The sequence below is a fragment of the Vibrio hepatarius genome, assembly GCF_018860525.1.
Lineage (GTDB): Bacteria > Pseudomonadota > Gammaproteobacteria > Enterobacterales > Vibrionaceae > Vibrio > Vibrio hepatarius_B.
The window spans coordinates 39,823-59,095 of the sequence record NZ_JAHKPM010000035.1; the positions used below are offsets into that span (position 1 = coordinate 39,823).

Below are 19,273 nucleotides of genomic sequence, written 5' to 3' on the forward strand. Positions count from 1 at the left end.
CGTTACTTCTTATTTTCAAGGTTATGTATGGCATCTCCTAGCTTTCTTGTTGGCATAGACTTAGGCACAACTAACACCGTCGTTGCCTTTTGTGAAATCACTGACAACCTAGAGCAATCAAACGTCGCTCTTTTTGATATCGACCAACTTATTGGGCCGGGCGAAGTCGTTCGCAAGCCTCTTTTGCCATCTTTTCGCTACCATCCTGCCATGGAGCAAGTATCACCGGCTGATCTCACTTTACCGTGGGGATCACAACCTGTTGCTGGCGATATCACCAATGTCATTATTGGTGAATGGGCAAGAGAACTGGGCGCCAAAGTGGAGGGTCGTCAGGTATCAAGTGCGAAAAGCTGGTTATCTCACCAAGCGGTCAACCGTAATTCTGACATCCTCCCATGGGCATCAATAGGTGATGTAGATAAAGTCTCCCCTGTGGTTGCTAGTGCCAGCTATCTCAACCATATAAAACAAGCGTGGAACTATCGCCACCCAAGTAACAAACTTGAAGATCAAGATGTAGTCATCACTGTACCAGCTTCCTTTGATGAAACGGCACGCAAGCTAACATTAGAAGCCGCTTCACTAGCTGGCTTAGACAAGATTGTTCTTCTCGAAGAACCACAAGCGGTATGCTACGACTGGTATGCTCGCCATCAGAAAACCGCGAGCGAAGAACTTAAGCAACTACCACTTATCTTAGTGTGTGATGTCGGAGGTGGCACCACGGATTTAAGCTTGATTGAAGCCAAATACAACACTGAGGAACTTGCACTGGATAGAATCGGCGTGGGTGAACACTTGATGCTCGGAGGCGACAACCTAGATTTAGCTTTAGCACACCTTGCCGAAAGCCGCCTTAATCAAGGTAAAAAGCTCAACGCGGCCAGTCTCATCAAGCTTATTCAGCAAACAAGACAAGCGAAAGAAGCACTTCTGTCTCTTAATGCCCCCGAAGAAGTTAAAATTACCATGCTTGGCAGTGGTTCAAAACTGCTTGGCGGCACAAAAAGCATAAGCCTCAACAAACAAGAAGTGCACCAAATTGCTTTAGATGGGTTCTTCCCGTTATCTGAGTTTTCTGATGTTCCAAGTAAGCGCCGCAGTGCCATGGTTGAGTTTGGATTACCTTATGTGGCAGATCCTGCGGTCAGTAAACACCTCGCCGAATTTCTCCACCAGCATCAACAAGTGTCTTGCTCCGCTCTTGAACAACAAGATAGTACTAAACCTGCAATACCTGTTGGCTTACTGCTCAATGGCGGCGTATTTAACAGTGAACTGCTCACAGAGCGTATAACACAACTGCTTGAAAATTGGCGTGGCGCGCCGATTGCTGTGCTTGATAATCCTCATCCAGATTGGTCCGTGGCACTTGGCGCAGTTGCCTACGGTAAAGCAAGGCGCGGTGCCCAACTAAAAATTGGTGGTGGCGCTGCTCGTTCCTATTTCCTACATTTGCAAGAAAAAAACAAGCTGGGTAAAGCACTATGTTTACTCGCAAAGGGAACTGAAGAAAATCAAGAAATCCGCTTAAGCGGCCGACGTTTCTCTCTCACATTGGGAGAACCAGTACGCTTTAATTTGCTAACGTCAACTCACGATACTCTGACTCAGGGGACTGCGAGCCAAAACGGCGTTATGGTAGATGTGGACCCTGATATATTCTCTCCCCTGCCCCCTTATATCTCAACGTTAGAAGGCAAAGGCATTGCACTTCAAGCCAATCAAAAAGAGCGCGTTGAAGTCCAGTTGGCGTGTCAACTTACCGAAGTCGGCACGTTAAAATTAGAATGTGTTAACGTCGACGATGACCACAAGCGTTGGGGATTGGAGTTTGAAGTTCGCAATCAACAATCCGATCAATCTGAGCAAGCAAGGCTTCATCCACATTTAGCAGAGTGCAAAGAGCTTATCACCAGCCTTTATAGCGGCAACAAAAAAAGTGCCGATTCAAAGAAAATCAAAACATTGGCTAAAGATTTAGAGAAAAAGCTCGGTCAACGTGATAATTGGGATTTCGTCACTCTGCGCCAATTGTTTGATACCTTTGCCCAAGGGCGGAAGCGTCGACGACGCTCTGAAGCTCACGAAAAAAACTGGCTTCGTTTAGCTGGCTTTTCTATGCGCCCGGGGTTTGGTGATGCGACAGACTCGTGGAGATTAGAACAAGTATGGAGCTTATACCAGCAAGGTATTCAATTTAAAAACCACCAAAGCTGGACTGACTGGTGGGTGTTTTGGCGCCGTATTGCAGGTGGACTCAATCAAGAGCAGCAAGAGACCATACTTGCCGATATCGCCAAATACCTCCACCCAGGTACAATGAAAAATCCTCAGTCCGCTAAGACCGCTCACGATATGGGTTATGAGTCTATGGTACGACTAGCCGCTTCATTAGAACATTTGGAAGTTGAAGATAAAGTCTTATTATCCAGTTGGTTTTTAAGTAAAGCCATTAACCACAATCAATTTGGACAGGCACATTGGTGGGCACTAGGCCGCTTAGCCGCACGCATGCCACTTTATGGCAGTCAGCATAATGTCATTCCTCGTGAACAAGCTGAACAATGGCTTCCTAAGCTGCTTGAACAAAACTGGCAAAAAGAGACTATGATTGCGTTTGCTACCGTCATGATATGTCGCAAAACTGGCGATCGTTTATTTGATATATCTGATGACTTTCGCCAGCAAGTTTTGGCTAAACTCAAACAAAGCAAAGTACCCGATATTTGGGTGGATTTAGTTGCTGAAGTCAAAGAGCTCTCTCATACCGAATCCAAACGTGCCTTTGGTGATGCCATTCCAGCAGGCTTATCACTGATCACTCGTTAAGTGGTTATTATTAAAAAATAAAAGGCAGACTATTATCGTTAATAGACTGCCTTCATCAAATAAAACTGAGGCTCAGGTTTCTCCATTTTTTACCTTAATCATCGATAAAAGCCTTATATTTAGGCCGCCAAGTACACCGTAAAATTTTTTCCCCTTGTCAAATGAACCATTTTCCACCAAAATAATACTGTGTATATGAACAGTGTTATTTTATGAAAGTGATCCCGATTACTGCTCGAGCTGGCATTACTGGTTTTGAGTCACCTGCGGCTGAATACCGCCAGCTTTCACTCGATCTTGATGAATTACTAATTGACCACCCAAGTGCCACCTTTTTAGGACGTGCCTATGGTGATTCTATGCAAGACGTGGGTATTTTCGACGGTGATATATTGATCGTAGATCGCCATGTTTCGCTCAATAACATGGATGTGATCGTTGCTAACCTAAATGGTGAGTTTGTTTGTAAATTGCTTGATATAAAATATCGCCAACTGCTTTCTGCAAATCCTATTCATGCACCAGTTCTGGTGCAAGAATGTGACACCTTTACCATTGAAGGCGTAGTAATACGTTCAATACGCTGTCACCGTTCTAGTCACCTTTTAGGATAACAGCTTAACAATGTTTGCCTTAGTTGATGCCAACGCGTTTTATTGTAGTGCAGAGCAAGTTTTTAGGCCTGAATGGCGCAGTATGCCTTTGGTCGTACTTTCAAATAATGATGGCTGTGTCGTCGCTGCCAATCGCCAAGCCAGAGAATGCGGTATACAGAAATTCAAGCCCTACTTTCAGATGAAGGGGCTGTGTAAGCAGCACGGGGTGATTGTACTGTCTTCTAACTACGAGCTTTACGCCGATTTATCAAGCAAAATGATGGAAGTCATCGGGCGGTTTGCGCCAGATCAGCACGTCTACTCAATTGATGAGTCTTTTCTCTCATTCAAACGCACTGTATCAGCGATACCTTGTTTGCAAACTCATGCTCATACGCTGAGAAAATCCGTTTGGAAAGAATGCCGGCTGCCTGTATGCGTTGGTGTCGGACCAACATTAACCCTAGCTAAACTTGCCAATCATGCGGCAAAGCAGGTACAAGGTTTTAATGGAGTGTGCATTCTCGATACCACTGTAGAAAGAGATCGAGTGCTCGCTCAGTTATCTGTGAGTGATATATGGGGAGTAGGCAAACGGCTAACCATACATTTAAAGCAGTCAGGCATCACCACTGCCCTACAATTGGCTAAATACCCCGCCCCACTTGCACGAAAAATGTTTAGTGTGGAGTTAGAGCGAACAATACGTGAACTTAACGGGCAAGTGTGCAAGCAATGGGATGAAGCTAGAGCAGATAAAAAGCAGATATTCTCTACTCGTAGTTTTGGTGAACGTATCGAGGATGCTAAATCACTACGCCAAGCGCTGTGTCATCATGCCGCAATTGCTTCCCGTAAAGCCAGAAAACAAGACTCTTTGTGTAAGGTACTAATGTGCTTTGCCTCAAGTTCTCCATTCGATGACGTTGCTTATAGCCAACGAGCCATTCATCGTTTCCCTTACCCGACCTCAGATGTCAACCAAGTAACTAAAGTGGTGTCTGAGCTGACCGAGCAGTTATTTTCTGACGGTGTGCGATTTTATAAAGTGGGTGTAGGCTTATTAGACTTAGTGGACAGCTACCAAGAACAACCGGATTTGTTTAATCCAGTACCAAATAATATGGCGCTTATGACAGTGTTTGATGGATTGAATCAACGCTATGGGCAAAATACGATCTTCTTAGGCGCACAAGGGATGGCACCTAAATGGCAAATGCGCCGCCAGTTTTTAACGCCTCAATATACTACGTGTTGGAAGGACATACCTAAGATCCTGTGCTGAACATCTTGAATAGAATGTGGCCATTGGTTGGTTAACATCCGATCAACCATATGATTTTTTAAGTTGTAACCTAAGAGATGAACTACTTGACTTAACCAAACACTGGGTTAAACACCTCAGATTGTAGACTTTACCTTTTAAAGGTAGTGATATTATTTGAGCTGACAATCTAAAATGGCGGATTCATGATTTTATTAATATCATTATCATTAGTGTACCCTGAGATTCCAAAAAGGGTGGAGACATAAAAGCCCTTGTAGCGAACTGCAACCTGTTCTGAGGGGCACGACTAAGAATCATTTCTAGTAGGAGTTACCAGTGTCTGATAGTGATGTTATTGCAAATCTTAGACAATATAATAGATTGAAGGAAGTTGAGATAGAGCCTGGCGATGTACTCATCGTTAAAGTCTTCCCAGGATGGGCTCATGACAAAATTGCGTCTTCGATTACCAAAGCACAAAAATACTTCCATTGGAAGTCACCTGACGAAAAAGCAGGTATGAAGCTACAGGGTGCTGCGGCTTCTGAACACGTCGCTATTGGCTTATCAGCCACTGAGATCGCTGAAGCAGCCGCGGAGATTCATGGGAAAGATGATACACCTAATACAGCAGCGGTTGTCTATAAATGCACTGACAAAGAGTTGGCCAAAGCAGCAGTAACAATAACCAAAGCATTATGTAGACTTGAGGTCGATATAAGATCAAAGGGCCTTCCAGCAGAAGGAGGTCGCTACGACATGGTGGGTGCGGCCAAATCTCTGTATAGTAAAAGAACATTTCATGCATCAACGAACGAGTATATCGAGGATATACTCAGGTTTGTTTATGGTGGTACTAACATTATCCCTGATATGTTTTGTTCACAGCTCGCTGTTGCAGCATACGAGTCTGCATCCGTTGCGATATATGGCAAGACATGCTTTGGTTCCGATCCTAGAGGTGTCACTCCCAGACATATGGAACACCTCCTCAATACTAGAGGGAATTTTTATCTCGCGGGAAGAGTACCAGTCCCATCTCTATTCTTGCATACCGACAAGGTGATACATACTTATGAGAACGCAAGAAAGTGGAGGCAAAGTGCTGACTCTATAGAACTTAGTTCATTGATTTATAGTTCGTGGTGTAAGCAAGCGGAACGAAGAAAAAAAGGGTTTGGAGAGCTATTATATCTTTACGAAACCTACTTCGGGCTCAATGTAAAACCTGAATTCAGGGCAAAAATGAAACCGTTAAGTAAAGAGCTGTTAATTTCCTATCCTGGTATAAAAGCATTGCAGATGAAACCAAAAAGAAGTGGTCGTTTATACAATATTGTTTTTAAAGAGATTGCCCCTTTGGATTACTTTTTATAGGGAGCTATTTAGCTTCCTTATCACCCTCTAAAAAAATTAATAAGTTTGTTTTGACCGACTGCAAAGATCTTTTAAAAAATAGCTCCAAACAGCACCGCTTGACAATAATTATTTTTTCAAAAGGGACGCGCATTCTTCATAAGATGGGCTGTCACCTCTTTGAATACCCCATAATTGCTTGGCAGCATAATAGGAAAAACTGGTGTCAGAGGAGGCCTTTTTTTGCCTTTGATGTTTTTTTTCAACATGGATAGCTTTCATCTCTTGTGCTTGCGCGCCAGATATTTTCCTAGAAGTAGCACATATATTCGCAAGCCCTTCATATGCATAAGCATTGACTTCCGACATATTGATACCAGCTATTGCACTATAAGGAATACATAAGCCTACAATGACTATCTTGAAACGTTTACACATATTTATCACCTTACCATTCTAATCGTCACGCAAAACCATCAACCGCTTACAAACGATGACTATCAGCTAAGTTGCAATCGCATTATAAAAAGCGTAAAACACTCGCTAGTGACTCAAATATTAATTGATGCAAATGTAATTGTAGCTGCAATCGAGGAGGGTGATTGATCTTTACACCCTCCTCTTATCAAGCCTGATATCTAGCGGTTGAAATTGAGTTCAGTGACAGAGCGCACTTGCTTGAGATCCTGATAACCATGAGAGCCAACGACGACGCGAGTTTAAAACAAAGGATTCTTGAGGATGGATACCAAACACAATCAAACCATCACTTTGAGGGAGTGTTTTCTGCCCCAATTGTCCAAATACCCACTCATGGCTAATAATTCGTTCACCTCTTCTAAGAGCCGCATCAAGTCGCTGACTCGTGACTATAATTTTTACACCTTGTGACATTTCCACACCTATACCTGAGCGTGTAAGTTGACCAATAGCGAGCGGTATTTTAGCTGTGCAATGCTGCCCTTCTCTATCCACTGAGGTATAACTTGCCTCTCCTACTCTACCTTTCATCCAAATTAGTTCTCCGGAGGTCATTTTATTTACCTCCAATACCCCAATCGCGCTAGTGGGCAAATTAGTAGAGTGAGCATACAGCGAGCCACAAAAGAGAATAGCTAATGAAAAGATCGTTATTCTTAGCATAATTCTTCCCTCTGCCTATTCACTAACAAACTTGGTTGAGCTAACAAATACATACACCCAAAAGGGCCAATCACTGGAATAAAAAATATCAAACTCCAGAGACCACTTTTGCCAATATCATGACAGCGCCTCACAATTAGTGCACATAAAGGGATAATACTTAACAAGTTATACAAAATGTCTATCCATGGAAATGATAGACCCACATCGACAGCGATAAATAGTACCGTCACGATTAAATGGGCAAGCATAAATACCCAAAACTCTCTTCTTGAAGAATAACCAGTAAAGTCCAGCCCTCGCTTCCAACCCAGCCAATACCAATACATACCCAAACCTCTATCTAGTAAAATCGAGTATCAGTTTGCACCTTCATCGAAGAAGATGCGTCCTATAACAGGTTTTAGGACGTCCTGAACATGGATTTAGGCCATAGGAAGGTTTTTATATCTATAAAGTAAGGTTATGATATATCTAGAATATTTATTTTCTCATTACTGTATAGAGCTCTATAATGCTTTCTGTTCCCATACCTCTTGTCGTGTCATTATTATTTGGGTTATTAACCATTGGCCTCTATTTTACTCACCGAGATAAAGCCAGAGCTGCTTGTGTATTTTTACTTTTTTGTACCTTGTCTACTGCAGTCATTGGGCTTCGCTGGGCCTACCCATCTCATTTATTACCCATTATTCAGCCGATATTGGCTTCATTAGTCCCAGTTGCGGCTTGGTATACTTTTAAACGTACTCAAAGCCCACACAGGCTTATTTCCTTTAAACACTTAGTGCTACCTTGTTTAATCGTAACTTTTGTTGCCAGCCATTTGTTCTGGCCTGCTCCGATAGATGAACTGCTGACTTTGGGGTATTTACTGTATGGATTGGCACTGATTAAAAAACCGAATACCTCGGAGCCTTATATCAATGTGACACTTGGAAGCTGGGAAGGGGTAACAAAAGCAAAGCGCCTTGCCGGTATAGTGCTGATTTTTTCTGCGGCGGTAGATAGTTTTATATATATTGATATTACCTATCATCAAAGTCAGTGGGTGCCCTATATACTAACGGCTGCCCATTTAACTCTTCTCCCCGTATTGTCTCTCGCAGTAGTAATAACAGGAATCGCAACTATAACGACAAATCAAACCACTACTATCGAACCTAAACAAGAAATGTTATCAGTTCAAATTCAGGAAATCGCTGCCAAGCTCGATAAATTATTAAGCGAAAAAGAGATCTATCTAGAACCAGATATCACACTTGCACGTTTATCCCGAAAGCTCGGCATTCCCGCCAAACAGGTATCGTCGGCGGTCAACCAAATCCATGGTAAAAACATCTCAAGGTTGGTCAATGAATATCGTATTGAACATGCAAAACGGTCTTTAATTAATACCGATCAATCCGTAACACAAATTTTCATCAATAGCGGCTTTCAAACCAAATCCAATTTTAATCGTGAGTTTGCTCGTGTGACTGAAATGAGTCCAAGCCAGTATAGAAAACAGAGGCACAATGAAGCAGGGCTATAGTACTTACTTCATTGATTGATCAAACGTAGGTAATTCACTGATACGGCTTAACCACTGGAGTTTAGATTCACCGTATATGTTTACCTCAGGGATGAGCTCATCAACAGAATCAAGACTTCCTATATGTAAGATGTTCAGGCCAACATAGTTTGAACTGCTATTGTATATTGGAGTCGCACATTGATGGCAAAGATGCTTGCGGGCATTTTCCGACACCTTAAAAGAAGCGAGTTTTCCTGAAATCAATTCAAAGTTTGACTGCAATACTGCCGCATAAGTTGAAAAAGCACTGCCGTTCATTTTTCGGCACAAGTTACAATGACAGTTGACTGTTTTTTGGATTTTTCCAGTAATTTGGTATTTAATCGCACCGCAATTACAGCTGCCTGTGATCATGTTAAACCTCACTATAGTACTCAATTAGCATTAGGCTACTCTGGCTTCAAACAACGTTATATGTTCAATTTTGTAGGATAATTTGAATTACAGATTGGGGACTGGAGTTATATTATTGATTAAAATGAAAAATACAAGCAGTGAATGTAACTATCGAAGATTAACTTTCCTCATTTATCATTGAAAATAAATGCGTTAAGCTAGGGCTATAACTTCTAGGAATTTGTAGCTTTGCTGATTCGACTCTCATCATATATTGTTGCCTTTCTTTGCTTCACACTGGTCTACGTTAGCCTTGTGAACGGTATTCAAAGTAGTCAAAAAGCTTTAATGTCAGTATCCAAGAGCTCGTTAGCTCTTGAGATTCAATGCCCAGCTGAAAATCACAATAAAAACAGTGCTGCACACCATTGCTGCGCTTCTTTTTGTCCGCTAAAAGTCCCTTACTTCTCTGAGCTGAACTTAGCGCACATTAGCCAAAGTTCACTGGCTTTAATTAAACGCGACAAATCAGAAAAAGCCGTGGCTCGCATTCAAACTTTGTTTCGACCTCCGATAGCTTAATTCTTAATCTTTCACTCAGTTATTACCGACTACACTAGTCGGAGTCAATTGTATTTATTAGGAATTATTTAATGAAAAAACTATTTGCTTTGTTCACAACTCTTGCGATTTCACTCAGTGCTCATGCTGCAAAATTTGAGCAAGGGACTTATTATGATGTACTTGACACAGAGAAATCAGCCACACCAAAAGTCACTGAGTTTTTCTCGTTTTATTGTCCGCACTGTTACAACTTTGAATCTGTGATCAATCAAGTCAAAACTTCACTGCCTAAAGGCGCACAGTTTGAAAAAGTTCACGTGGCATTTATGGGCAGTGATATGGCAATACCTATGGCAAAGTCTTACGCCACTATGGTGACACTAGGTGTAGAAAAAACCATGGTTCCGACCATGTTTAAGCAAATTCATCAGCTGCGCAGTGCACCAAAAGATGAAAAAGCGCTTAGACAAATTTTTATCGATAATGGCGTAGATGCTAAAAAGTTTGACGCCACCTACAACAGTTTCGTGGTTAACTCTATGCAAAAAAGCTTTGATAAACAATTTGAAAAAAGCACCTTAACAGGCGTCCCTGGCGTTTTGATTAATGACAAATACATAGTTAAAGCGGATAAAATTAACTCGATGGAAGAGTATAGCCAACTGGTCAACTATCTTCTGACTTTGTAGGGCTAGTTAGAACAAAACAAGGCCAATTGTTACTCAATTGGCCTTGGAATACTTAATCACCACGCTCTCCAGTTTTCAATATTCATGTACCCAGAATCAAATTCCTTTGCCATAAAAGAAAGCTGATCTATTGAAATACCGGTCAATCTAAAGCCAAATGAGAATCTATGGGTATTCGACATAACGCAATGCCATAAACGGTACCCATCTACTTGCAAACTACCACAATGAAACGTTCTGATATTCCAGCCTTTTTTATCCCAAGATGTATACACTCTTCCATCTACACCAATATATCTAAAATACGATTTACGATCTTCTGGTGCATAAACGAAGTACACTCTAACAGGTGCTGAGGATGCTGCTTCATTGGTGTGCCAAGACATCATTCCTTCGTCTGGCGGGTAGATAAACGAACCTGAATTTTCGATAGATTTTATCTCTGGAATAGCCTTATATAAGGTCGATTCAATTAAGGGTAATGCTTCATGATGTACGAGATGATAAAGGTAATTATGATTGCTTAATTTAACCTCACCGCTGCTCATAGCGAGTGCCGACTTCAAGTAGTCCTCTCCGATGTACCAAGAGTAGGGTCGTAAATTTGCCTGCTTATTATCTAGTGCATTTTTAATAATGTAAGGAAATTCACCTTTAGTTTGTTTTATACCCTGATTGAAGTGCTTTAATTCTTCACGGCTCCAACCATCCATATCGACCACTCTGATCAAGCCGTCCCCTTTGAGTAAACCAATATGGATTGACTCAAAGCATTTACCCATTTTTTCCAAAATACTTGGGTCAAAATAACTCTCATCCAAATGCATATAATAGAATTTCTTTTCCATGAAATTTCTCGCAATAACAATGAGATAATAGTAAAGAAACTGCTATGCTGAATTAAATGAGGTTGGTCAGTCTTCGGTACTAAAATCCAGTATTCTATCAATAATACTAGAGTAACTCAGCTTATATCGCGAAGAGCAGAAGGTAGAGAGAGTACCCTTTCAGCTCCACCTCTAGAAGTTTGCCATTCTCAAATCAAAGGGGATAACTGGAGTTAATCTATGTGAGGTTAGATAACACCTTGTCACACAAGCGTTTTAGGGAAGCTAGTTCATCCACTTCAAGATCAATCTTGCATAACATATTACCAGGTACGGATTTCGCTGCTTGTTGAAGAGCTCTACCTTGTTCTGTCAAATTAAGAACTCGCACTCTTTCATCTTCTTCACTTCTCTGCCTAACAACAAATCCTTTGCTTTCTAGCCTTTTCAATAATGGCGTTAATGTCCCAGAGTCAAGATACAGTCGAGTGCCGAGATCTTTAACGCTGGCACCGTCCTTTTCCCACAACAGCAACATCACCAAGTACTGTGAATACGTCAGATCTAAGCTTTCCAGCAAAGGGCGATAGGCACGAGTGACTGAATTTGCTGCGCTATACAGTGGAAAGCAAACCTGATCACTAAGAAGAAGCATAGGGTTTTCCGCCTGTTGTCTGGATTTTTGAGTGTTATTCATAACGGCTCTTTTACATTTGTTAAATTGCGCACAATATAATTGTATTATAATAAATCTTCGATGTAGGGTTGCAAGTAATTAAATTGCTAACTTAAAAATGTCATTGCGTTTCCTAAACGTCAAATGCCGACCTTCTGGCCGGCATTTAGTCTAATCGACAGATTAAACTTTATGAATATTCCACACGTAGCTTCTTCGCCGCTGACACCATGTTACTCAATGACGCTTCGGTTTCAGCCCAGTTTCTGGTCTTAAGGCCACAATCAGGGTTGACCCATAAACGTTTAGCTGGGATCTTCTCTGCCGCTTTGTTGATAAGGCCTTCTATCCACGCTTTACTTGGGATATTGGGCGAGTGAATATCGTACACTCCAGGGCCAATTTCATTAGGATAGTCAAATTCTTCAAACGCTTTCAGTAACTCCATATTAGAACGGGACGTTTCAATAGTGATGACATCTGCATCTAACGCTGCGACAGATCCAATAATTTCATTGAATTCGGAATAACACATATGAGTATGTATCTGAGTTTCTGGGTTCGCCCCTGCTGCAGAAATCTTAAACGCATCTACCGCCCAATCCAAATATTCAGCATGATCACTTTTTTTAAGGGGTAAACCTTCACGAATAGCCGGCTCATCAATTTGAATGATGTGGATACTCGCTGCTTGTAAATCCTCAACCTCATCACGAAGTGCACATGCTAACTGGTTAGCGATCTCTTTGCGGCTAATATCTTCTCGGGGGAAAGTCCAGCACAAGATAGTGACTGGGCCTGTAAGCATGCCTTTCATCTTCTTGGACGTTAGTGACTGAGCGTATTTGGTCCATTCAACAGTAATCGGCTTTTCTCGTTCAATATCAGCCACTACAATTGCCGGTTTAACGCAACGTGAGCCATAACTTTGAACCCAACCAAACTTTGTGGTTTGAAAGCCTGCTAAGTTTTCTGAGAAATATTCCACCATATCATTTCGTTCAGCTTCACCATGAACTAATACGTCCAAGTCCAATTTTTCTTGGCGTTTCACTGCCTCCCTTATGTGACCCTGTAACAAAAAGGTGTAATCTGATTGCGAGAGTTGGCCAATGCGATAAGCATTACGTTGTACTCGAATTTCACTCGTTTGGGGAAAAGATCCTATGGTTGTAGTCGGAAACAGCGGTAAATCGAGCGATTTGCTTTGGGCAAGCGCACGTTGTTCATAGGGAGCACTTCGCTCAGTTTGCGCTTTAGTGATCTGGCTAAGGCGTTTTTGAACCTGAGGTTTGTTCACATGCGTGGCAGTTTTTCTCGCTTTAACTGGGGCGCTGTAGGTATCGCAGGCCTCGATAGCTTGTTGATCGCCATCTAATGCTTTACCCAACAGCGCCACTTCAGATACTTTCTGCTTTGCAAATGCGAACCAGCTACGGACTTCTTCAGAAAGTTCAGACTCAAGATCAAGATCAACCGGTGAATGAAGCAAAGAGCAAGAACTTGCGACCCACAATCTATCACCTAATTGATCTTTCACTGACTTCAGCAGCTCTAATTGTGCTGAAAGATCAGCTCGCCAGACGTTACGCCCATTCACAACTCCCGCTGACAATACCCACGTCTGAGGAAGCTTAGACACCAGCTTGTTAAGCTGTTGTGGCGCTGCAGATAAATCAATATGTATACCATCAATATCAAGTTCAATGATGTTTTCTAGTGAGTCTTCCAATGAATCAAAGTACGTCGTTAAAAGTACTTTTACATCACTACGAATCACTTGATAGGCCAATTTAAAAGATTCTAGCCAAGGTTTTTCGAGCTCAAGTGATAAAATCGGTTCGTCTATCTGAACCCACTCCACTCCTTGTCCTGCCAACTTAGACAAAATGGTTTGGTAAGCCTTGAGAAGGCGTGGCAATAACGTTAAGCGATCAAACCCTTCCTCTACTTCTTTGCCCAAATACAGATAACTCAAAGGCCCAAGTAACACCGGTTTTACCTTATGACCGGCCTTAATTGCCTCATTAACCTCTTCAAATAATTGAGGCCAACTGATTTCAAACGTATCATCTTGACTAAACTCAGGGACGATATAGTGATAGTTTGTGTTAAACCACTTAGTCATATCTGATGCAGCCGAACCACTGCAATCGCAATCAATTTTAGATTGGCCTCGCCCTACCTTAAATAGAGTATCTATATCTGGAAAGCCATTACGATGGCGCTTTGGCACATGACCAAGCAATAAAGTGGTTGTTAGCACATGGTCATACCATGCAAAATCTCCTGCTGTCACATAACTTAGCTCAGCATCAGACTGCGTGCGCCAATTATTATGTCTGAGTTCAGAACCAACGGATTTTAGTTCCTGCTGATCAATATCACCACGCCAGTATTTTTCAAGCGCAAATTTGAGCTCACGTTGTTCACCAATTCTTGGATAACCTAAAATATGAGTTGTCGTCGCCATGTTACCAATCCTTCTGTAGGTTAATTTTTTAGGATGACATACCGCTTAATATCACTTAATCGGTAAAGTTTCGTCCCTAGATTGTTTTATGTAGAACACCAAAAGGCGTCTAGATGGCTAAACTATCGCGCTAATCTGATGCAGTGGCAATCTCCAATCATTCAACTTGTTTATTAGAAAATTTCATGTGGCTCTAAAAGCTCGGAATCTGCTTACACTGACAAAAAACACACATCAATAGACGTCTAGATGTTTACACATCTTTTTTTTGAGAGTAGATTAGTTATATTCATCTTGAACTGATGCAGTTGAACAAGGCTAATGATTGAATTTAAACATTTGAAAACACTCGCCACATTGAGAGATACAGGGTCATTAACCGCGACTGCGACCACGTTACATCTTACTCAGTCCGCACTTTCTCACCAGATAAAAGATCTTGAAGCCCGGATCGGTGGACAGCTCTTTCTGCGTAAAACAAAACCTGTTAAATTCACCTCTGAAGGAGAGATTCTGCTTGAACTAGCCAATCAAATTTTGCCGCGTTTGGTTAAAGCTGAAAATGATTTGGCTGGTCTCAATGAAGATGCCAATGGGCGATTACACATGGCGATTGAATGCCATTCTTGCTTCCAGTGGCTGATGCCTGCATTAAGAGATTACCAACAAGCATGGCCAAATGTAGCACTCGACTTTTCATCAGGTTTTGGTTTTGAGCCACTTCCAGCATTGCTTAGCGGTGAACTGGATTTAGTCATCACATCAGATATCCAACCAAGATCAGAAGTCCACTATGAACCTTTATTTGATTTTGAAATGCGCCTTGTTACCGCTATCAACCATCCGATGGCAAGTCAGACACAAGTCCAACCATCAGATCTAAAAAACGAAACCTTGCTTTCTTACCCAGTACAAAAAAATCGCCTCGATGTGGTCAAGCACTTCCTTCAACCTGCTGGAGTTGAGCCAGCCAAATGGAAGCAAGCCGACAATACTCTGATGCTCGTACAAATGGTTTCAGCAGGGCTTGGAGTCGCTGCTTTACCAAATTGGGCCATTCATGAGTTTTCCCGTCAAGGGCTGATTAGTAGCCTACCTTTGGGCAAGGGATTATGGCGTCGATTGTTTGCTGCGACTCGTCAATGTGAAAAAGATAAACGTTACTTACAGGCATTTTATAGCACTGCCAAACAGCAATCTAGCCACCACTTAGAAGGGATAAAAATGGTTTAATAATCGCTTAAAAGAAGGCTTAACCTGTATTATCTATCGTAAGACTTAAATTGATTGGTCAAAGGGTCATAGTGATAGCCAAGACTATCAAGCTTGTGGGTCACCACGGCTGTGTCCATCTCATACATGGCCACCAGCTCCTCAAAACTACCACATTCAAGCCTAAGCTTTTCGTTCACAATACCCAGTAGAATATTGCTATCTAATCTCGTAACATTACTTAAGTCCATAGCCAGCCCGTATTAACCATCTCTTTTTAAGCGTAGCGTCAATTGCAAGAAATAGAAGAGAATGTACTCTAAAGAGAGAATAGCCGCTGAACGAAAAACATCGCAACGAACAGGGTAAAAAGTGCCACCCAAAGCTGAACTTTATGTACTGCCTTAGAAAACACAAGATGCCAGCACCAGATAAGAACCGAAGTAATCAATAATGCAAAACCGCTCAGTAGAGCCTGAGTATTATCAACTAACACTTGCTGGTTTATCTGGGTACTTTTCACCAGAACAACCAAGCTGAGCAACATGACTGATACTACTCCAGTAACAGGCAAAATACGGTGAAAGGCTTGTAAACGAGTCTTTGCCACAGTGAGGAGAAGGTGAGAAAACAGGGCGCCAAGCAACAATATTTCAACAAACACCTTGATTGCAGTCACAATATCAAATTGTTCGCTTATCACTATACCCACGTAAGAGAAGGCTAAGCCATTAGCGAGATGCATAGCCCAAAGCGGTCCCTGTACCCGCGTTTTCCCCGTTTGTACTTGAGAATAGAAATACGCAATGGCAAATACAACCACCATAGCTTCGATTTTCAGTGAGGCGACAGCAAGCCACATCAAAGCGATGGCGGGCAAAACTTTATGAATCCGCCCTCTTTGACCAGGACAGATATCCCCTTTCACCAAAATAAGAGTTAATACTAATTGAGCACCCAAAAGCATAGGTGGAAAAAAGGATATAATAGGCTGAATCATCACTGCCAAAAAATTGTAGTTAATGTATATGGGAGCGAATAATAGCAAACATATGACTCAAACGGCTACTGCCATCCTCCTCACGCTTTAGAAAAGTACAGACATAAACCTTTTCTATCTATATGTGATAAGTTGGGTGCTAGGCTAAATTGCGATTAAATGCCCAATAATAAACCGCTGCTCAACCACTCCTTTGAATCGAGAATCGCTATCGACAAGTACCCATGGTAATGGATGCATGCTTAGTAAGGTCTTAACTTCACAAAGAGGTAATTGCCAATCTAGAGTAGAATGATGAGCAGACATCATGCGATGTGCAGCTTTTTGCCAAATGCTCTGCTCTTTATTGGTCTCATGGTCAGTTCCCATACTGGGTGTCATATGTAAGTTCATCGCTCCCCTATCAATTAAGCCAACACACTGGTTAGATTCAACTACAGGTAATACTTCGAGATCGTGTGCACCAAAATAATTGTAAATCAAAGACAGCGATTCTCCAGGGTCAACACGCGGCAAATTTGGTGTAACCAGATCTAAAATCGTTCCATGCGTACTTTCTGCATTCCCATTTATCACAGGCAAAACACAATATTCATTCACCTTTTTCAGTTCATCAATAGATAATGCCTTAGAGAAAAAATACCCTTGGATACAATCGACACCTAAATCCCGCAACGTCATATATTCATTTTGTGTTTCTACCCCTTCGACAACCACTTTAAGTTTGAGTTTTTGTGCCAACTGAACAATCGTATTAACCACATGATACTGTCTGTTTTTAACGCCAATACCTTTAATTAGGCTCTGATCAATTTTAAGCACATCAAAATAGTTTTTATTTAGATAATCAAACGAGGCAAAGCCAGTACCAAAATCATCAACTGCAATTGATACCCCAGCTTTACGTATTGAGGAGAGTAACGCTTCCTGATATCTATCACCCTCAAAATAAGCACTTTCGGTAAATTCAATCGTCATACTATCCATTGACACACCTGTTTTTTCAATAAGTTCAATGGAGTGGCTCAATATTGTGCTAATGTCTTGCGTGGAATTGAATGAACGATTAACCGACAAGCCGACATGCTCACCAAATAGGCTCTGTAATTCTGCTAGGGTAGAAATGGCTTTGAGATTAACAATATCATCAAGCTCAACGACTTTATCAATATCTTCAACAATGCTAATGATTTCTTGTGTAGAAACCTTTATCTCTGGGTGTTGAGGAAAACGGCAAAGCGCCTCAAACTTATCAATTCGACCTTTCTTAATATCGACTATAGGTTGGAAAAAAACCTCAACCAGACCATTCGATATAACATCATTAGCCCAAATCTCTAATTTTTTGGTACGTTCAACTTGTGCGTGAAAATGTCGGTCATAAAACGCGACTCGTTTATTCTCCTCTAAGTGAAGTTCTAATAATGCTTGTAATGCATGGGACAGTAATTTCTTTGGTGCCACTGCTTTAGAGTCACTCAATGATACTCCTGTTAAACCGTGCTTTAAAGCCAATACAACCGGTATTTGAGCATGTTTAAAGCTGTGGAAAAATGCATTAATTGATTGCCTGATGATGCGAATATTTTCATACTCTTGGGTAATGTTTGCGCGCAAGACAACCGCAAAACGTCCCTCTCCAACATAGCTTGCAAGGGATACCAGCTTGTTTTCCATAATATAACTCGCGAACTGGCGTTTTACTTCAGGCCCATTTATAACCGGAAACTGTGGCTGGAGAGCAAGCATAATATGAAGATTATTTTCACCTGTTTCTTCATTCTCCCTTTCCATTTTTCTAATAAAATTTTCGGCATCAGGCAGCTGAGTCAGTAAATCAACCCCACCAGCTTCTCGCCCATCGATACGTTGCAACTGATTAGATAAGTCAGTTGATAAACCTAAAAAATAAGATTCTCCATTACCTGGAGAAACTCTATGAATGGTCAATTCTTGAGGAAATGTTGTGCCATCCGCTTTTTTAGTGAGAATAACCCCATTCCAGTGGCCATCAGTCTCGATATTCTCCCATAGAGTCTGATAGAAATTTTCATGCAACTTTTTAGCATTAAAAACACTGGTTTTTAAACCAATGAGATCTTCCAACACATACCCCGTAGTTTTTTCAAAATGACGATTGCAGGCTAATATACGTGTTTTATTATCAGTCACTAATATGCCATGGTGTTGGTTCTCGAATATAGAGTAAAATAATTCTGCTGCAACAACACCAGAAGGGATAACTAAACAAGGTAACACCGTGCCTTTTAACAATGATTGGCTTTCTGCTGTAATTCTAAATTCTACATAGCTAAAAAGACTGTTAGGCGTCATTACACAGCAGTGGAAATAGCGTGTTTTATGTGAAGCAATGACAGATTTGAACACAGCACGAGCTTTACACCTCTGTGCCTTAGGTAATAATTTTAGCAATTTCTTAGCTGCAATCGACGATTGCGAGTGCCCAAAAAGTGAACTCATCGCTTCGGGGTCACAACTAAACTCCTGCTTAACCAGATCAAGCTGCCATACATAACTTTTGTATTTATGCCAACGAGATGATTGCTTAGATCCAGATATAACCACGTCTGAATGACTTTTCTCCATATTGACTTGTCCTACTTTGCTGATGCCTACTGATAATATGATGTTAGCCGCATATTGGCAGGATTTTCGTTAAGCGGTTTGCAGCTTGAATATTTTTTACCCATTTCAAGCATTTT

Annotated in this window: 18 protein-coding genes; 8 read left to right on the forward strand and 10 right to left on the reverse strand. The window is 41.4% G+C overall.

Annotated elements, in window-relative coordinates:
• Window positions 1-27: 27 nt before the first annotated feature.
• The 4 genes from KO511_RS10155 to KO511_RS10170 all read left to right on the forward strand — a co-directional run bounded on the left by KO511_RS10155 (window position 28) and on the right by KO511_RS10170 (window position 6,075).
• Complete coding sequence (locus tag KO511_RS10155) at window positions 28-2,835, forward strand: Hsp70 family protein (RefSeq protein WP_215987324.1); 2,808 nt, start codon at window positions 28-30, stop codon at window positions 2,833-2,835.
• Between the two features lie 212 nt (window positions 2,836-3,047).
• Window positions 3,048-3,449 carry a LexA family protein gene (locus tag KO511_RS10160; protein ID WP_215987325.1) on the forward strand — a complete coding sequence of 134 codons (402 nt, stop codon included), beginning with the start codon at window positions 3,048-3,050 and terminating at the stop codon, window positions 3,447-3,449.
• 10 nt (window positions 3,450-3,459) lie between these two features.
• Window positions 3,460-4,716 (forward strand): Y-family DNA polymerase, encoded by a 1,257-nt coding sequence (locus KO511_RS10165; protein ID WP_215987326.1) that lies wholly within the window; start codon window positions 3,460-3,462, stop codon window positions 4,714-4,716.
• A gap of 318 nt (window positions 4,717-5,034) precedes the next feature.
• Window positions 5,035-6,075: a hypothetical protein gene (locus KO511_RS10170; protein ID WP_215987327.1), complete on the forward strand. Its 1,041-nt coding sequence runs from the start codon at window positions 5,035-5,037 to the stop codon at window positions 6,073-6,075.
• Window positions 6,076-6,183: 108 nt separating this feature from the next.
• Here KO511_RS10170 and KO511_RS10175 read toward each other — a convergent pair whose 3' ends face one another.
• The 3 genes from KO511_RS10175 to KO511_RS10185 form a co-directional block, all read right to left on the reverse strand.
• On the reverse strand, window positions 6,184-6,492 hold the full coding sequence (locus KO511_RS10175) for a hypothetical protein (protein WP_215987328.1): 309 nt from the start codon (window positions 6,490-6,492) through the stop codon (window positions 6,184-6,186).
• 219 nt (window positions 6,493-6,711) lie between these two features.
• Entirely contained in the window at window positions 6,712-7,197 is a 486-nt protein-coding gene (locus KO511_RS10180; RefSeq protein ID WP_215987329.1) for a hypothetical protein, read from the reverse strand.
• Window positions 7,191-7,526, reverse strand: a complete 336-nt coding sequence (locus KO511_RS10185) for a DUF805 domain-containing protein (RefSeq protein WP_215987330.1) — start codon at window positions 7,524-7,526, stop codon at window positions 7,191-7,193. The genes KO511_RS10180 and KO511_RS10185 overlap by 7 nt, the downstream gene beginning before the upstream one ends.
• A 185-nt stretch (window positions 7,527-7,711) precedes the next feature.
• Here KO511_RS10185 and KO511_RS10190 point away from each other — a divergent pair, with 185 nt between their 5' ends.
• The gene (locus KO511_RS10190) at window positions 7,712-8,731 is read left to right on the forward strand and encodes a helix-turn-helix domain-containing protein (protein WP_215987331.1); all 1,020 of its coding nucleotides are present in this window, start codon (window positions 7,712-7,714) and stop codon (window positions 8,729-8,731) included.
• A 3-nt stretch (window positions 8,732-8,734) separates the two neighbouring features.
• Here KO511_RS10190 and KO511_RS10195 read toward each other — a convergent pair whose 3' ends face one another.
• A complete protein-coding gene (locus KO511_RS10195; protein WP_215987332.1) occupies window positions 8,735-9,127 on the reverse strand; it encodes a GFA family protein in 393 nt (130 codons plus the stop codon).
• A 330-nt stretch (window positions 9,128-9,457) separates the two neighbouring features.
• Between KO511_RS10195 and KO511_RS10200 the strand changes: the two genes are divergently transcribed.
• Both KO511_RS10200 and KO511_RS10205 read left to right on the forward strand, forming a co-directional pair.
• The gene (locus tag KO511_RS10200) at window positions 9,458-9,691 is read left to right on the forward strand and encodes a hypothetical protein (RefSeq protein ID WP_215987333.1); all 234 of its coding nucleotides are present in this window, start codon (window positions 9,458-9,460) and stop codon (window positions 9,689-9,691) included.
• A 71-nt stretch (window positions 9,692-9,762) separates the two neighbouring features.
• Window positions 9,763-10,362 carry a thiol:disulfide interchange protein DsbA/DsbL gene (locus KO511_RS10205; protein WP_215987334.1) on the forward strand — a complete coding sequence of 200 codons (600 nt, stop codon included), beginning with the start codon at window positions 9,763-9,765 and terminating at the stop codon, window positions 10,360-10,362.
• A 56-nt stretch (window positions 10,363-10,418) separates the two neighbouring features.
• Here KO511_RS10205 and KO511_RS10210 read toward each other — a convergent pair whose 3' ends face one another.
• From KO511_RS10210 to metE, 3 genes are all read right to left on the reverse strand, one after another.
• Window positions 10,419-11,210 carry a hypothetical protein gene (locus tag KO511_RS10210; protein WP_215987335.1) on the reverse strand — a complete coding sequence of 264 codons (792 nt, stop codon included), beginning with the start codon at window positions 11,208-11,210 and terminating at the stop codon, window positions 10,419-10,421.
• Between the two features lie 217 nt (window positions 11,211-11,427).
• Window positions 11,428-11,886, reverse strand: coding sequence for a MarR family winged helix-turn-helix transcriptional regulator (locus KO511_RS10215; RefSeq protein ID WP_215987336.1), 459 nt, complete (start codon window positions 11,884-11,886; stop codon window positions 11,428-11,430).
• A gap of 169 nt (window positions 11,887-12,055) precedes the next feature.
• Entirely contained in the window at window positions 12,056-14,338 is a 2,283-nt protein-coding gene (gene metE / locus KO511_RS10220) for a 5-methyltetrahydropteroyltriglutamate--homocysteine S-methyltransferase (RefSeq protein WP_215987337.1), read from the reverse strand.
• 321 nt (window positions 14,339-14,659) lie between these two features.
• Here metE and metR point away from each other — a divergent pair, with 321 nt between their 5' ends.
• Window positions 14,660-15,571 (forward strand): HTH-type transcriptional regulator MetR, encoded by a 912-nt coding sequence (gene metR, locus KO511_RS10225; protein WP_215987338.1) that lies wholly within the window; start codon window positions 14,660-14,662, stop codon window positions 15,569-15,571.
• 29 nt (window positions 15,572-15,600) lie between these two features.
• Here metR and KO511_RS10230 read toward each other — a convergent pair whose 3' ends face one another.
• The 3 genes from KO511_RS10230 to KO511_RS10240 form a co-directional block, all read right to left on the reverse strand.
• Window positions 15,601-15,801: a DUF4250 domain-containing protein gene (locus KO511_RS10230; RefSeq protein WP_215987339.1), complete on the reverse strand. Its 201-nt coding sequence runs from the start codon at window positions 15,799-15,801 to the stop codon at window positions 15,601-15,603.
• Window positions 15,802-15,869: 68 nt separating this feature from the next.
• Window positions 15,870-16,550: a hypothetical protein gene (locus tag KO511_RS10235; protein ID WP_215987340.1), complete on the reverse strand. Its 681-nt coding sequence runs from the start codon at window positions 16,548-16,550 to the stop codon at window positions 15,870-15,872.
• A 144-nt stretch (window positions 16,551-16,694) separates the two neighbouring features.
• A complete protein-coding gene (locus tag KO511_RS10240; RefSeq protein WP_215987341.1) occupies window positions 16,695-19,157 on the reverse strand; it encodes an EAL domain-containing protein in 2,463 nt (820 codons plus the stop codon).
• Window positions 19,158-19,273: the final 116 nt, after the last annotated feature.

What these genes read in the sequence shown, in the direction of transcription:
- KO511_RS10155 (WP_215987324.1), top strand. Translation starts at nt 28, where the DNA reads ATGGCATCTCCTAGCTTTCTTGTTGGCATAGACTTAGGCACAACTAAC.
- KO511_RS10160 (WP_215987325.1), top strand. Translation starts at nt 3,048, where the DNA reads ATGAAAGTGATCCCGATTACTGCTCGAGCTGGCATTACTGGTTTTGAG.
- KO511_RS10165 (WP_215987326.1), top strand. Translation starts at nt 3,460, where the DNA reads ATGTTTGCCTTAGTTGATGCCAACGCGTTTTATTGTAGTGCAGAGCAA.
- KO511_RS10175 (WP_215987328.1), bottom strand. Translation starts at nt 6,492, where the DNA reads ATGTGTAAACGTTTCAAGATAGTCATTGTAGGCTTATGTATTCCTTAT.
- KO511_RS10180 (WP_215987329.1), bottom strand. Translation starts at nt 7,197, where the DNA reads ATGCTAAGAATAACGATCTTTTCATTAGCTATTCTCTTTTGTGGCTCG.
- KO511_RS10185 (WP_215987330.1), bottom strand. Translation starts at nt 7,526, where the DNA reads ATGTATTGGTATTGGCTGGGTTGGAAGCGAGGGCTGGACTTTACTGGT.
- KO511_RS10190 (WP_215987331.1), top strand. Translation starts at nt 7,712, where the DNA reads ATGCTTTCTGTTCCCATACCTCTTGTCGTGTCATTATTATTTGGGTTA.
- KO511_RS10195 (WP_215987332.1), bottom strand. Translation starts at nt 9,127, where the DNA reads ATGATCACAGGCAGCTGTAATTGCGGTGCGATTAAATACCAAATTACT.
- KO511_RS10200 (WP_215987333.1), top strand. Translation starts at nt 9,458, where the DNA reads ATGTCAGTATCCAAGAGCTCGTTAGCTCTTGAGATTCAATGCCCAGCT.
- KO511_RS10205 (WP_215987334.1), top strand. Translation starts at nt 9,763, where the DNA reads ATGAAAAAACTATTTGCTTTGTTCACAACTCTTGCGATTTCACTCAGT.
- KO511_RS10210 (WP_215987335.1), bottom strand. Translation starts at nt 11,210, where the DNA reads ATGGAAAAGAAATTCTATTATATGCATTTGGATGAGAGTTATTTTGAC.
- KO511_RS10215 (WP_215987336.1), bottom strand. Translation starts at nt 11,886, where the DNA reads ATGAATAACACTCAAAAATCCAGACAACAGGCGGAAAACCCTATGCTT.
- metE (WP_215987337.1), bottom strand. Translation starts at nt 14,338, where the DNA reads ATGGCGACGACAACTCATATTTTAGGTTATCCAAGAATTGGTGAACAA.
- metR (WP_215987338.1), top strand. Translation starts at nt 14,660, where the DNA reads ATGATTGAATTTAAACATTTGAAAACACTCGCCACATTGAGAGATACA.
- KO511_RS10230 (WP_215987339.1), bottom strand. Translation starts at nt 15,801, where the DNA reads ATGGACTTAAGTAATGTTACGAGATTAGATAGCAATATTCTACTGGGT.
- KO511_RS10235 (WP_215987340.1), bottom strand. Translation starts at nt 16,550, where the DNA reads ATGATTCAGCCTATTATATCCTTTTTTCCACCTATGCTTTTGGGTGCT.
- KO511_RS10240 (WP_215987341.1), bottom strand. Translation starts at nt 19,157, where the DNA reads ATGGAGAAAAGTCATTCAGACGTGGTTATATCTGGATCTAAGCAATCA.